At 65.7% G+C, this 12,671-nt stretch carries 15 protein-coding genes; 6 read left to right on the top strand and 9 right to left on the bottom strand.

Features of this window, described 5'->3' with window-relative positions; translation table 11 throughout:
* The first annotated feature begins 53 nt into the window (after positions 1–53).
* Positions 54–410 (top strand): hypothetical protein, encoded by a 357-nt coding sequence (locus H8A95_RS14250; RefSeq protein ID WP_229183707.1) that lies wholly within the window; start codon positions 54–56, stop codon positions 408–410.
* 37 nt (positions 411–447) lie between these two features.
* Here the strand turns inward: H8A95_RS14250 and H8A95_RS14245 are convergent, their stop codons facing one another.
* The 5 genes from H8A95_RS14245 to H8A95_RS14225 all read right to left on the bottom strand — a co-directional run bounded on the left by H8A95_RS14245 (position 448) and on the right by H8A95_RS14225 (position 6,183).
* Entirely contained in the window at positions 448–2,523 is a 2,076-nt protein-coding gene (locus H8A95_RS14245) for an FAD-binding oxidoreductase (RefSeq protein WP_229183706.1), read from the bottom strand.
* A gap of 61 nt (positions 2,524–2,584) precedes the next feature.
* On the bottom strand, positions 2,585–3,202 hold the full coding sequence (locus H8A95_RS14240; protein WP_229183705.1) for a glutathione S-transferase family protein: 618 nt from the start codon (positions 3,200–3,202) through the stop codon (positions 2,585–2,587).
* 130 nt (positions 3,203–3,332) lie between these two features.
* Positions 3,333–3,746: a Rieske (2Fe-2S) protein gene (locus H8A95_RS14235; protein WP_229183704.1), complete on the bottom strand. Its 414-nt coding sequence runs from the start codon at positions 3,744–3,746 to the stop codon at positions 3,333–3,335.
* A 243-nt stretch (positions 3,747–3,989) separates the two neighbouring features.
* Positions 3,990–5,102 carry an amidohydrolase family protein gene (locus tag H8A95_RS14230; RefSeq protein WP_229183703.1) on the bottom strand — a complete coding sequence of 371 codons (1,113 nt, stop codon included), beginning with the start codon at positions 5,100–5,102 and terminating at the stop codon, positions 3,990–3,992.
* Between the two features lie 16 nt (positions 5,103–5,118).
* Positions 5,119–6,183 carry an amidohydrolase family protein gene (locus H8A95_RS14225; RefSeq protein WP_229183702.1) on the bottom strand — a complete coding sequence of 355 codons (1,065 nt, stop codon included), beginning with the start codon at positions 6,181–6,183 and terminating at the stop codon, positions 5,119–5,121.
* Positions 6,184–6,429: 246 nt separating this feature from the next.
* Here H8A95_RS14225 and H8A95_RS14220 point away from each other — a divergent pair, with 246 nt between their 5' ends.
* Positions 6,430–6,909 (top strand): hypothetical protein, encoded by a 480-nt coding sequence (locus H8A95_RS14220; protein WP_229183701.1) that lies wholly within the window; start codon positions 6,430–6,432, stop codon positions 6,907–6,909.
* Positions 6,910–6,916: 7 nt separating this feature from the next.
* On the opposite strand, the gene H8A95_RS14215 is transcribed toward H8A95_RS14220, so the two are convergent.
* A complete protein-coding gene (locus H8A95_RS14215) occupies positions 6,917–7,630 on the bottom strand; it encodes a DJ-1/PfpI family protein (RefSeq protein WP_229183700.1) in 714 nt (237 codons plus the stop codon).
* Between the two features lie 109 nt (positions 7,631–7,739).
* On the opposite strand from H8A95_RS14215, the gene H8A95_RS14210 reads away from it, so the two are divergent.
* Positions 7,740–8,690: a GlxA family transcriptional regulator gene (locus H8A95_RS14210; protein ID WP_420831362.1), complete on the top strand. Its 951-nt coding sequence runs from the start codon at positions 7,740–7,742 to the stop codon at positions 8,688–8,690.
* A 182-nt stretch (positions 8,691–8,872) separates the two neighbouring features.
* On the opposite strand, the gene H8A95_RS14205 is transcribed toward H8A95_RS14210, so the two are convergent.
* From H8A95_RS14205 to H8A95_RS14195, 3 genes are all read right to left on the bottom strand, one after another.
* Complete coding sequence (locus tag H8A95_RS14205; protein WP_229183698.1) at positions 8,873–9,070, bottom strand: carboxymuconolactone decarboxylase family protein; 198 nt, start codon at positions 9,068–9,070, stop codon at positions 8,873–8,875.
* The gene (locus tag H8A95_RS14200; RefSeq protein ID WP_229183697.1) at positions 9,055–9,420 is read right to left on the bottom strand and encodes a hypothetical protein; all 366 of its coding nucleotides are present in this window, start codon (positions 9,418–9,420) and stop codon (positions 9,055–9,057) included. Before H8A95_RS14200 ends, H8A95_RS14205 begins: the two co-directional genes overlap by 16 nt.
* Before the next feature lie 343 nt (positions 9,421–9,763).
* Entirely contained in the window at positions 9,764–10,678 is a 915-nt protein-coding gene (locus tag H8A95_RS14195; RefSeq protein ID WP_420839387.1) for a LysR family transcriptional regulator, read from the bottom strand.
* 117 nt (positions 10,679–10,795) lie between these two features.
* On the opposite strand from H8A95_RS14195, the gene H8A95_RS14190 reads away from it, so the two are divergent.
* The 3 genes from H8A95_RS14190 (at position 10,796) to rnk (ending at position 12,619) form a co-directional block, all read left to right on the top strand.
* On the top strand, positions 10,796–11,362 hold the full coding sequence (locus tag H8A95_RS14190) for a chromate transporter (protein WP_229183695.1): 567 nt from the start codon (positions 10,796–10,798) through the stop codon (positions 11,360–11,362).
* Positions 11,359–11,889 carry a chromate transporter gene (locus tag H8A95_RS14185; RefSeq protein ID WP_163163199.1) on the top strand — a complete coding sequence of 177 codons (531 nt, stop codon included), beginning with the start codon at positions 11,359–11,361 and terminating at the stop codon, positions 11,887–11,889. Before H8A95_RS14190 ends, H8A95_RS14185 begins: the two co-directional genes overlap by 4 nt.
* Positions 11,890–12,199: 310 nt before the next feature.
* Entirely contained in the window at positions 12,200–12,619 is a 420-nt protein-coding gene (gene rnk / locus H8A95_RS14180) for a nucleoside diphosphate kinase regulator (RefSeq protein ID WP_163163197.1), read from the top strand.
* Positions 12,620–12,671 lie beyond the last annotated feature (52 nt).

Genomic DNA, 12,671 nt, shown 5'->3' with positions numbered 1-12,671 from the left:
GTCAATGACCACTTCCGGATTGGCTGACATGGGCTTCCGGGATTGGAAACCAGATGAACAAATCGTTTCGGCATGCGACGTTCTTTGCTCTCGCCGCCCTGCTGTCGATTCCGGCGATCGGCCCGGCCCGGGCCCATGATCACGACCAACCCGAGTTGAACGGCTGGTATGAGAGCCTGCACAGCGGAAAAGGGCCCTGCTGCGACGGCAGCGACGCGACACGCGTCGACGACGCAGATTGGGACACCAAGGACGGCCACTACCGTGTGCGCCTCGAAGGTGAGTGGATCGACGTTCCCGATGAGGCCGTCGTCACCGGACCTAATCGTGCCGGCCACACCATGGTCTGGCCGTATTACCTGAACGGTCACCCAAAGCCGCGCTGCTTCATGCCGGGCAGCATGGGCTGACCAGCCGCGTAACGCTGCGCAAGCTGAATACGGCTGATCAAAGATCGAGCTGGACCCGATTCTCGCCATCGCCTTCCGGCTTCGCCGGCACGGCGCAGCAGATCAGCACCTCATCATCGGCCACCTCGGCGGTCGGCTCCTTCAGATAGGTCACCGCGCCGGCCTGCAATCTGGTTCGGCAGCTTCCGCAATTGCCTTCCCGGCAACTGAAGGCGGGGCTGAGGCCGCGTGCTTCCGCGAGCTCCAGCAGCGTCCCGGATTCCGGCGTCCAGCGCGCTTCCTTCATTGATGCGGTGAAGGCGACGGGGACCGGCGTGGTCGCGGGCGGCCGGTGTGGCGGCGCCGCTTTGACGACGTCAAGCTTCCTCACCAGCGACGAAGGGCCGAAAGCTTCGGCGTGAATCCTGCCGTCGGCGATGTTGTAGCTACGCAGCGCGTCATAGAGCGATTGGGTGAATTGCGGCGGCCCGCACAGATAGAAGTCGTAATCGTTGAACGGCAGGACGCGCGACAGCAGCGCCATATCGATCCGCCCTGCGGCGTCGTAGTCGGTGCCCTGCTCGGCGCCGTCAACGTCGCTGAGCACGCGGGTGATCCGCACCGCGCCACCGGCGGCGTCGGCGAGTTGCTGCAACTCGTCGCCGAAGGCGCGATCCTGCTTGGCATGCCCGGCCTGGAACAGGAATGTCGGCCGGATGCCGCGGGTGCGCAGCCCTTCATAAACCACGTGACGCAGCATCGCGAGCATCGGCGTGATGCCGACGCCGCCGGCGAGCAGCACGGCGGGCCGCTTCTCGCGGGCATCGATCGTGAAGCCGCCGCCCGGCGCGCGCGCCTCGATGATGTCGCCGACACGGATATTGTCATGCAGATGCTGCGACACCACGCCGTCGCGCTTGACGCTGATGCGGTACATGCCGTCCGACGGCGCGACCGACAGCGTATAGGTGCGGATGACAGGCTTGTCCGCGCCCGGGATCGACAAGCGGATCGGCAGATGCTGTCCCGCCCGGTGCGGAAGCCGTCCGGCCCCGTCGTCCGGCTGTAGATGAAACGAACGGATCGACCGGCTCTCGTCGACGATTTCTGTAACCTTGAACGGACGCCACTGCCTCGCAAGTTCGGCCGCGCGAATCCGATCGGCGGCCTGCATCCAGTCGCCGGTCATCAGTGCATTGGGCGAGCAGCCCTCGGCTCGGAGCGCCCAGCGCAGCGGCAGCGCGCCGCGCCGGCGCACCATGCGACGGGCACGAAAACTCCAGAGCCGTTCGGCGCCCTGGAACGCGGCGATCTCCGGCGAGTCCAGGATCACCTCGGCATCACCAGTCAGCTGCAGCATGTCGCCGCTCTCGAAATCGACGAACACGAGCCCGGCCTTGCCGTTGACCAGGATGTTGCCGAGCGTGTTGAAGAACAGATTGCCGGCGAAATCCGGGATCGTCAGCGTGCCGTCGGCGGCGACGCGCACAAATCCCGCTCTGCCGCCGCGATGCGAGACGTCGACCTGGCGGCGGTCCTCGCGCTCGGCATAGGACGCCACGAAGAACGTATCCGCCGCCGCGATCGTGTCGCGCGCGGCCTGATCGAGCGTCGCGTTCTCCTCGATCGCTCCCGTGAACGGCTCGCCCGGCTCGCGCACGAAGGCGAAATCGCGCAGCTGGATGTATTGCGGACAGTTGCCAAAGCTCTGATCGAGCTCGAAGCTGAGCGCCTTGCCCAACGATGCACGCAGCAGCCCGTTGGCACGGTTGCGGCGCCTTGTGTGTAGTTCGATTCCCAACAGTGCGATCGCGTCGGCTTCGCGCATACCTTCACTAACGGGATCGGTGGGGTCAGGCCGCGCATCGATCGCGAGGCTGCGCGGTGTCGGCGATGAGATGAAGCCGGGCCGGCCGGCCAGCAGCGAGGCCCATGCGTCGCCGCGTCGGTCCACGCTGCCGACCACGATAAAGGGAATCTGCGCGAAGAAATCGCGATGCTGGTCGGGCATGAAATCCCGCACCGTGCGCTGGCCGACGGCCTCCATCTTCTCGGCAACGCCGACCCTCTGCTGGATCGCCTTTTCGCCGGCATGCCAGGCCGCGAGCTTGTTCTTGGTTCGCCTGTCGCTCATCGCATCGCCCTCCCTTGCGGGGGTTGGACGGGCGTGCCCGCGGGCACGCCCGATCGGCACATCACGCAGCAGTCGCCAGACCGACTGATGTCTTGGCGAAGGGCACGAAACCCGGCAATGCCTCGATCCGGCGCAGGAACGCGTTGACGCTGACATAGCCGGAGAGATCGACGTTGCCTTCAGGCGCGCTCGAGAGATAGCTGTAGAGCGCGACATCGGCGATCGTCGGCTGCGTGCCGACCAGCCAGTCGCGATCGGCAAGATGGGCTTCGAGCCGCTTCAGCAACACATGCGCGCGGGCGATCACGTCGTCCGGATTGAACTTCGCGCCAAACACGGTGATGAGCCGCGCGGCGGCGGGACCGAACGCGAGATCACCGGCGGCAACCGACAACCAGCGCTGCACGGCCGCAGCCCCCTTTGCATCCTGCGGCAACCAGTCGGTGCGGCCGAGCTTGGTCGCGAGATAGACCAGGATCGCGTTGGAATCGGCAATGATGATGCCGTCATCGTCGAGCACCGGCACCTGGCCGAACGGGTTGAGTGCGAGGAATTCCGGCGTCTTCTGCGCGGCGGACCTGAGGTCGACATCGACCAGCTCGTGCGGGATTCCCAGTAGCGATATGAACAGGCGTGCGCGATGCGCGTGGCCGGACAGGGCAAAGTGATAGAGCTTCATGGTGCCGTTCCTGATCTCGTGGACGGGGTTATCCCGACCGCGAACTCAAGATGGCGCATTGCATCTATTATTATAATCGCCGTTATTGTAACTTCATTATTGCATATGTTGCAACAACAGCGATTGCCCCTCAGACCTCGACGATCACGTAATTGTCCTCGATGTGCACCGGAAAGGTCTCGGCGACATACGGCCCCTTCTGCAATTCCGCACCACTTTCGACCGCGACCGGATAGGAGCGGATCCTGAACCGCGTCGGATCGAACCAGGACTGGCCGTTGCGGATGTCGAATTCCCAGCCGTGCCACGGACAGCGCAGCATCTCGCCGACGCGGTCGCGCTGATAAATACCGGGCTCTGGCGAGGTCAGGCGCGCGACGCAGGCCGCCTTCTCCAGCGGCGCGCCCTCATGCGGGCAGCGATTGAGCAGCGCGAAGAACTCGCCATTGACGTGGAACACGACGATGTCGCGGCCCTCGAGGCCGAACACCTTGTTGCCGCCGGCGGGAATCTCGCTGGTGCGCGCGACGATGTGACGAGTCATCTGAGTCCTAGACCAGGGTGAGAAGCGCGAATCGCGACAGCGACGGCGGTGCGCTCCCTCGCCCCGTTCTTGCGGGGAGAGGGTTGGGGTGAGGGGCTCTCTCCGCATGAACGGAGATAGCGGCGCTCGCGGAGACTCCCCCTCACCCGGAATGCATCTGACGATGCATTCCGACCTCTCCCCGCAGGCGGGGCGAGGTGAAGCGGAGCCTGCGGCTCGATTCGAAATTGAACCATCTCAATCCTAGAACTTGTAAACCGCGCGGGCGTTGCTGTTGAAGATCTTGCGCCGCTCGGCCTCCGTCAGCGGCGTCTTGAAGGCGTAGCGCGCGTCGTCATAGTCCCAGTGCGGATAGTCCGACGAGAACAGCAGCCGGTCGATGCCGACCCACTCGATCAGCTGACGCAGATGCTTGGCTTCATCGGGCTCGTCGATCGGCTGGGTCGTGAACCAGAAATGCGATTTCACATATTCGCTCGGCTTGCGCTTGAGATGCGGCACCTCGCTGCGGAAGCGCTCGAAATGCTGATCCATCCGCCACATCGTCGCGGGGATCCAGCCGAAGCCGCCCTCGATGAACACGATCTTCAGTTTCGGGAAACGCTCGGGAACACCTTCCAGCACCAGGCTCGTGAGGTTCGAGGCCACCGTGTGCGCGTTCGACTGATGCTCCTCGCAATAATAGGATGGCCAGCCGCCGCCGGTCGGCGCGTGCCCGCCATAGCCGCCGACATGGATGCCGAGCGGCAGGTCGAGCTCCTGCGCGCGCTCATAGATCGGCCAGTAGCGGCGGCGGCCGAGCGGCTCGTTGGCGCGCGGCGAGACGTTGATCTGGATGTATTCGCCCGTCTTGGCGCAGCGCTCGATCTCGGCGAGGCCGAGGTCAGAGCCGTCCTGCCCGACCAGGATCGAGGCCTTCAGCCTGGGATCGCGATGCGCCCAGAACGCAAGCTGCCAGTCATTGATGGCGCGCTGGATCGCGGCGCCGAATTCCAGATTCTGCTGCGAGAAGATGAAAAGGTCGAGCACCTGCAGGATGCCGAACTCGACGTCGAACGGATCGAGATGCTGCTTGCGCATGAAATCAAGATCGGAGCCCGGCACGCCGCCGGTCGGCGGCCATGCGTCGCGGCGCGCGATCAGCGGCGAGGAGCGCGGATACGGCGTGGTGCCGATATAGGGCGTGCGCAGGTGGCTGCCATATTCCTTCAGATGCTGCTGCCAGCGCTTCGGCAGGAACTCGTTGAGATCGCTGTGCGCATGGATGCTCGGATGGATGTCGCAATCGATGATCTTCAGCCGCGTCGCCGCGGTTTTCTCCTCATCAAGCATCGGGCGGTCGATGACGTCACTCATGCGAGCCTCCTCCAAGTCAGGCGTCGAGCTTCAGACGCGGGAACGTTTCGAGCGGGTTGTCCTCACACATCCGCCTGACGAGACTGTCAGGCAGATGCGGTGGGACCGGATCGTCGCCGTCGAACTGCCAGTGCGGATAGTCGGACGCGAACAGGAACATCTTGTCGGAGCCGATCTGGTCGATAATATCGGCTACGCTTGTTGCATCCATCGGCGCGTCGAACGGCTGCATGGTGACGCGGAAATGGTCGCGGATGATCGCGGCCGGTTCGCGTTCCACCCACGGCACCTCGACCCGCACACCGCGCCAGGTCTTGTTGGCGCGCCACATGAAGGCGGGCAGCCAGCTGACGCCCGATTCCATCAGCACGACCGTCAATCCCGGATACTTCCCGAACACGCCCTCATAGATCAGGCTCAGCGTCTGCGCCTGGAACGCCTGCGCTTCGGCGAGATAATATTCGTAGCGATAGGACGGCCAGCCGATCGAGCTCGGCGCGCCGCGATAGGCGCTGCCGGCGTGGATCGCGATCGGCAGTCTGTATTTTTCGGCGGCCTGATAGATCGGCCAATAGTGCCGCCGCCCGAGCAGCGTCTCGTTTTGCGACGGCACCAGCACGGAGACGAAACGGTTGTCGCCGGCGCGGCGCTCGATCTCCTCGACTGCGAGATCTGGCGCCTGGATCGGCACCACGATCGAGGCGCGCAGCCGCGTGTCCCTGGCGAGCCACTCGGCCGCGATCCAGTCGTTGATCGCCTTGCAGAAGTCCGCCGCCATGTAGGGATCGAACACCGCCTGCGCGCCGTAGACGACATTGCAGATGGCGTGGCTGGCGCCAAGCTGGTCGAAAGCGCCGCGCTGCACCATAGCGAGATCGCTGCCCGGCTTGCGGCCGTCGGCCGGCCGCCAGTCGGCACGGCCGGACAGCGGCATCGACGGCGGATATGAGTTGAGGTCGAGCCCGTCGATGGCGCGGCTGACGACCTGCTCCTTCCAGTGATCGCTGAGATAAGGCAGCAGCGTGGTGCGCGTTCCCCCCACCGCGGGATGGATGTCGCAGTCGATGCGCGTGGCCGCCATGGCGTTCCTCGAATCGATGTTCTTATCGTCATTGTTGGCGGCATCGCTGCCGCAGATCGAACTGTGCCGCCGATGGCGCGATCGCGCAAGCGGATCCACGCGGGGCCGCCCTGCCCTATGCGCGCATCCGGCCTCACGCGAAGTTGCAGGACGGCATGTGAAGGGCGTCACCCATTGAGGCCACCAGACGTGCTAGCGATTCCGCGTCGCGAAAAGAGCGTTTCAGAAGATGGGCAGGAGATGGGAATGAGACTGGGCCGACTGACGATCCTCGCATGTTCATTGTCGCTGGCCTCGTCAGCCGCATGGGCCGCGCCCGCAACCACCTCCGGCTCGGTTGCGCTGGCGCTCGCCGGCGTCGTGGCGCCCCACTCGGCGCTGCCGGCCAAGGAGAAGAAGGCGGTCGCCGCGTTCTTCGCTGGCGACAGCAACGTCCCCCATGCCAACAAGATCACCATCACCGCCGACAAGGTGGTCTGCCGCGCCAGCAATGTCGCCATCACCTCGCGCTCCTGCGAGCTGAGCTTCGGCGGCAAGACCGGCACCGTGAAGGGCAGCGAGGCCAACGCGATCTTCGCCACCGTGGCGCTAGCCGGCGTGCCGCCCGACGGCGCCGCCGGCACGATCTACGAGTCGCTGTCGAAACTGTCCTGCACGCTCGATCCGGCAGCGATCAAGGACAAGGCCGGCGGCGGCGCCGATTGCAGCTTCGAGCCGGGGAATTAGTCCCCGCTCAGCCCGCCTGCACGACGACGCCCAGCCTGGCAGCGATGCGGCGCGCGGTCTCTTCCCGCTGCGCCGTGATCGCGCGCACGGCCTGGCGCGACTGCTGCAGGATCTCGGGTGGCGCGGTCTCCGGCGTCCCGCTGTCGAACGGCGGCTCCGGCGCATACACCATATAGAGCTGGATCGCGCGCGCGGCATCGTCGCCGCGCAATTCAGCCGCGAGCCGCAATGCGCCATCGATGCCTGCCGTGACTCCGGCGGCAAAGACAAAGCTTCCGTCCACCACCACGCGTTCGTTCACGGGGATCGCGCCGAAGAACGGCAGCAGATGAATCGACGCCCAATGCGTCGTCGCCCTGCGCCCCTTCAGAAGGCCTGCCGCTCCGCAGATCAGCGCACCCGTGCAAACCGAAAAGATGCGGGATGCCCCCGCCGCCTGCCGGCTGATCCAGCCGAGCACTTCCGTGTCCTCCATCAGGGCCTGCTGACCGAAGCCACCGGGTACGTGCAGCACATCGAGCGGCGGCGCTTCGGCCAGCGTGGCGTCCGGCGTCAGCCGCAATCCCTTGATATCGCGCACCGGCTCCATCGTCTTGCCGTAGATGCGGTAGGTCGAATTCGGAATCCGCGACAGCACCTCGAACGGCCCGGTCAAGTCGATTTGATCGACGCCTTCGAACAGCAGTGATCCGATCCGCAAGTGTACATCATGAGTGATCATCGAACTTCCCTCAAACTTCCGTTGCGCTATGGACAAAGCGAATCTAGCGCGGCACGTTTCGGCGATGGCGCCAAAGCCCCCACATTCTCCGCCAAAAGACCGCCGCGTGATCGAAGTGCTGGCTTACCCGGCAGTGCAGTTGCTCGACGTCACCGGGCCGTTGCAGGTGTTCGCGTCCGCCAACGCGCTGTCGGCCAAGGCAGGCAACGCGGAGCCATATGACGTCCGCGTCGTCGCGAAGGATGGCCCTACGGTCCAGGCATCAGCGGGAATCGGGCTCGCGGTGCATCCATTGCCAACCATCGGCAGCGCGGTCGACACGCTGGTGATTCCGGGCGGCGATGGCGTCAACGCCGCGACGGCGGATGCTGTGCTGGTCGACTGGGTGCGCAAACGCGCCGGAGACGCACGCCGCACCGCCTCGGTCTGCACCGGCGCGTTCCTGCTCGCCGCATCAGGTGCTCTCGACGGCCGGCGCGCCGTGACCCATTGGGGATTCTGGCAAGAGCTCGCCGAGCGCTTTCCCGACGTCCGCGTCGAGTCCGATCCGATCTTCGTGCGCGACGGATCGTTCTGGACCTCGGCCGGCGTCACCTCCGGAATCGATCTGGCGTTGGCGCTGGTGGAGGAAGATCTCGGCCGCGCAACGGCGCTGGCCGTCGCCCGCTATCTCGTGGTGTTTCTCAAACGGCCCGGCGGACAGGCGCAGTTCAGCGAAGTCTTGTCGCTGCAAACAACCGACGACAGGTTCGGCGCGCTGCATGACTGGATCAGCGGCCATCTCGCCGACGACCTCTCGCTTTCGACGCTGGCGAAGCAGGCCGGCATGAGCGAGCGCAGCTTCAGCCGGCACTATGCCGATGCAACCGGGCTGACGCCGGCACGCGCCATCGAGCGGCTGAGGGTCGAGGGCGCGCGGCATCTGCTCTCGGAGACACGCCTGCCGATCAAGCGCATCGCCCAACGCTGCGGCTTCGGCTCCGAGGAGACGATGCGCCGCAGCTTCCTGCGGCTGCTGTCGACCTCGCCGCAAGACTACCGCGCCAGATTTGCGGGCTAGGACGGACCGAGCACGGACGCGGTTCACCTCGCCCCGCGTGCGGGGAGAGGTCGGAACGCATCGTCAGATGCGTTCCGGGTGAGAGGGAGTCTCCGCAAACGCGGCTATCCCTCATGCACGGAGAAAGCCCCTCACCCCAACCCTCTCCCCGCAAGAACGGGGAGAGGGAGCACAGCGCCGCCTCAGCCATTCCAGGCATGCGCCTGCAATCCCGCCTCCAGCGGGGGATTGGTGACGCTGCCGGTGTAGTTGGTGATGGTCGATGCCGCCACGATGGTGATCACTTCAAGCAGCAGTTCCTTGCTGAACCCCTCCGCCAGAAAGCGCTCGATCTCCTGATCGGCGAGCCGGCCGCGCTTCTCGATCAGCGTCCGCGCCAATGTCGAGAGCGCGCCGAGCTGCTTGTTGGCAGGCGAGCGACCGGCGCGCATCGCGTCGACATCAACCGGATCGAGGCCGGCCTGCAAGCCGAGCGCGGAATGAAGCGCAACCGCCCAGGCGCAGCATTGGTCACGGCGTCGGTGAGCAGCACGGTCTGAATCTGCGGCTCGGAGAAGCTGCCACCGTGCACCTTGTCGAAGATGCCGAGGAAGCTCTGGACGAGCACGGGCGACGTCGCCATCGCGGCCGCAAGATTGGGGATCATGCCGAACCGCGCCTCCACCTCGCGCAGGGTGGACTTCGAAGCTTCGGGGGCGGAGTCGAGCGTGTGGACAGGAAAACGTGCCATTGGAACTGCCTTTCGCTGTGGTGATTGAACCCGACGCCGCCGGATGCAACGGAGCTGTCGCAATCGACGCGCGGCAGCCGGGTTCGATGCAGGCAACCTAGCCGCGCCAAGATGCGCACGTTCGCCAAACTCCCCACATTCCGCGCCATCCGCACGGATGCGCTGGGCCTGCGCTAACGGTGGGCACATCGCGGGCGCCACAGGCGCAATCGTGACTGAGACGAACGTTCGGCTCTACCGCGGTCATTGCGAGCGAAGCGAAGCAATCCATGCTTCCGCCCATACCGATAGATGGATTGCTTCGTCGCTATCGCTCCTCGCAATGACGGACTGCAAGCTCCGCTCAAGCCACAGCACGGTCCTTCACCCGCCGTGTCACAATGGCGAGCAGGCGGCCGAGCGTGCCGCCGGCGGGGCCCTTCTTGCGGGCCAGCGCGAGCGGTGCGACGAGACCTGTGGCGCGGTCGAGGCGGAGATAGGAGACGCCGGCGGTCTCCAGCCGCGCCATCGATTCCGGCACGATCGAAATGCCGAGGCCTGCGGCGACGAGGCTCAGCGTCGACACCATCCGCGTCGCCTCCTGCGCCACTTTCGGGCTGAAGCCTGCGGCGCGACAGGCGGCGATGATGCTGTCGTAGAGGCCCGGCCCGGTCGGGCGGCGGTAGAGGATCAGCGGCTCGTCGGCAAGCGAGGCCAATGAGATGCGCCGGCGCGTGTCCTTGCGGGCGCGCGGATGATGGTCGGGCAATGCCACCAGCATCTCCTCGTCAAGCAAATGCGTGATCGTGAGGTTGTCCAGCCGCTCGCTCGGCGAACGCACGAAGGCGGCATCGAGCCGATCGGCCTCGACGGCCTCGATCAGCTCGCCGGTCGAGGCCTCCTCGAGCGAGAGCGTGATCGCAGGCGCCCGCTCGCGCATCTCGCGCATCACGCCTGTCACGAAGGGATGGAAGGCGGCCGAAGAGGTGAAGCCGATGGCGAGCTGGCCCTCCTGGCCGCGGCTGGCGCGTCGCGCGGCTTCCACCGCGAGGTCGGTGTCGCGCAGGATCGCGCGCGCCCTGTCGACGAAGGCGCGGCCGGCGGCGGTGAGCTCGACCCCGCGCGGCTGCCGGCGGAACAGCGGCGCGCCGATTGCACCTTCCAGCGCGCGGATCTGCTGGCTCAGCGGCGGCTGCTGGATGCCGAGCCGCGCAGCGGCGCGGGTGATATGGCCTTCCTCGGCGACCGCAACGGCATAGCGGAGATGACGCAGCTCGATCATCGGAGCGATCCATATGCAATAGATATGAAGATTACTCTATCCATATAGTGGATATTTGGCACGCGGCCAACTAGAGTCGGCCCAACAACAACGCGAACCGGAGCCGCCTCGCCGATGGACGCCATACCCGCCGCTCAAACCACCAAGCATGATGCACCTGATATCGGCGAGTTGTTCACGGGCTTCTTCATCCTCGGACTGACCGGCTTCGGCGGCGTGCTGCCGCTGGCGCGCCACATGATGGTGGAGAAGCGCGGCTGGCTCTCCAGTGCCGAGTTCACCGACCTGCTCGGGCTCTGCCAGTTCCTGCCCGGCGGTAACATCATCAACATGTCGGTGGCGGTCGGGCTGAAGTTTCGCGGCATTCCCGGCGCGTTCGCGGCGATCCTCGGCCTGATCGCGGTGCCGACCGCCGTCGTGATCGGCCTCGGCGTGATCTATGGCCGCTTCGCCGACGACCCGGTCGTGCGTCATCTGTTCGGCGGCCTCGCCGCGGCCGCAGCCGGACTGCTGATTTCCACCGCGATCAAGATCGCCTGGCCGTTGCGGCGGGATGTGCTCGGCCTGTTCATCGGCGCGCTCTGCGTGCTGGCGATCGCGGTGTTCCGGCTGCCGCTGCTGCCGACCCTGTTGACGCTGGCGCCGCTCAGCATTGTCCTCAGGTCGAGGCAGGCGTCATGAGCGGAACCCTGGTCACGCTCGCGCTGATCTTCAGCCAATTGTCGCTGCTCGCCTTCGGCGGCGGCAACACCATCCTGCCCGAGATGCAGCGCCAGGTGGTCGATATCCATCACTGGATGACGGCGCAGGAATTCGGCGCGCTGTTCGCGCTGGCGCAGGCCGCGCCGGGGCCGAACATGATGGTGGTTCCGCTGGTCGGCTGGCATGTCGCCGGCTTCTCGGGCGTGCTGGTGACCTCGCTCGCCAAGTTCGGGCCATCGTCGCTGGTCACCGGCTTCGCGCTTCGGCTCTGGGAACGCTTCAAGGACCGCCCTTGGCGGCGCACGGTGCAGGCCGGGCTGGTTCCGGTCACCGCCGGCCTCGTCACCGCCAGCGCCATCGTCATCACCCACGCATCGGTCTCGAGCTGGGGCACCGTCGTGATCGCCGCAGGCGTCGCGATCGCCACCACGACGACCCGCATCCATCCGCTGCTCGCGCTCGCCGCCGGCGCGGTGCTCGGCCTCACTGGCATCGGCCAGCCCTGACCGCGGCCAATGGCGGATCGGTCCACGACGCGCACGTGCGCGCTTTCGCCGCAATGGATGCGTCGTCACGAGCGGCTATGTTGATGATGCCATGATCGACATGTTGAGCATCGACACCCGTATTGCGCGCCTCGGATTGCGCGCCGGACGTCTGCACGCAGGCAATTAGCCGGCCGGCGATCGCGCGCCGTCCGGATTCTCGACGTCGTCAATTCATAACACCATCAAAATCATTCGGCCCGTCGCGTCGCACGAGATATTCGCGCGCCGGCGTCATCGCGCCTGCGATCAACCGCAAAGATCATCCGACATGACCCGAACCATTCAGAACGACTTTACCGCTCCCGCATTACCGCCGATCGTCATCACTGCGAGCGAAGCGCATCGCCTCAGCGCGCTGGCCGATTCCAGCATGGCGGTGTTTCCACGCGTGGCCCAGTTCCTCGCGCGCGAGACCGACCGTGCCCGGGTCGTCGCCGACGATTCCGAACTGCCTGACGTGGTCCGCATGGGCTCGCGCGTGCGCTACCGTGACGACGAAACCGGCGATGTCAGAGAGGTCGTGCTGGTGTATCCGCACGAAGCCGACATCGCGCTGCGACGCATCTCGGTGCTGACGCCGGTCGGCGCCGCGCTGATCGGATTGTCGGTCGGCCAGACCATCGATTTCCAGACGCCGAGCCACCAGACCCGTTCGGTGACGATTTTGGCCGTGAAACAGCAGAGCTAGCCGGCGCCTCGCGCTCGTTGACACGAGCAACGTGATGGAGCCACCGGCGAAT

Origin of the sequence: Bradyrhizobium oropedii (assembly GCF_020889685.1) — a bacterium.
Taxonomy (GTDB): domain Bacteria; phylum Pseudomonadota; class Alphaproteobacteria; order Rhizobiales; family Xanthobacteraceae; genus Bradyrhizobium; species Bradyrhizobium oropedii.
Note: the sequence above shows the minus strand (reverse complement) of the source record. Positions and strands in the feature narration are given on the sequence as shown.

Bases quoted from the DNA above. Each gene is read 5' to 3' on its own strand.
- H8A95_RS14190 (WP_229183695.1), top strand. From the start codon at position 10,796: ATGGACGCCATACCCGCCGCTCAAACCACCAAGCATGATGCACCTGAT.
- H8A95_RS14245 (WP_229183706.1), bottom strand. From the start codon at position 2,523: ATGAGCGACAGGCGAACCAAGAACAAGCTCGCGGCCTGGCATGCCGGC.
- H8A95_RS14250 (WP_229183707.1), top strand. From the start codon at position 54: ATGAACAAATCGTTTCGGCATGCGACGTTCTTTGCTCTCGCCGCCCTG.
- H8A95_RS14225 (WP_229183702.1), bottom strand. From the start codon at position 6,183: ATGGCGGCCACGCGCATCGACTGCGACATCCATCCCGCGGTGGGGGGA.
- H8A95_RS14185 (WP_163163199.1), top strand. From the start codon at position 11,359: ATGAGCGGAACCCTGGTCACGCTCGCGCTGATCTTCAGCCAATTGTCG.
- H8A95_RS14235 (WP_229183704.1), bottom strand. From the start codon at position 3,746: ATGACTCGTCACATCGTCGCGCGCACCAGCGAGATTCCCGCCGGCGGC.
- H8A95_RS14200 (WP_229183697.1), bottom strand. From the start codon at position 9,420: ATGGCACGTTTTCCTGTCCACACGCTCGACTCCGCCCCCGAAGCTTCG.
- H8A95_RS14230 (WP_229183703.1), bottom strand. From the start codon at position 5,102: ATGAGTGACGTCATCGACCGCCCGATGCTTGATGAGGAGAAAACCGCG.
- rnk (WP_163163197.1), top strand. From the start codon at position 12,200: ATGACCCGAACCATTCAGAACGACTTTACCGCTCCCGCATTACCGCCG.
- H8A95_RS14240 (WP_229183705.1), bottom strand. From the start codon at position 3,202: ATGAAGCTCTATCACTTTGCCCTGTCCGGCCACGCGCATCGCGCACGC.
- H8A95_RS14215 (WP_229183700.1), bottom strand. From the start codon at position 7,630: ATGATCACTCATGATGTACACTTGCGGATCGGATCACTGCTGTTCGAA.
- H8A95_RS14220 (WP_229183701.1), top strand. From the start codon at position 6,430: ATGAGACTGGGCCGACTGACGATCCTCGCATGTTCATTGTCGCTGGCC.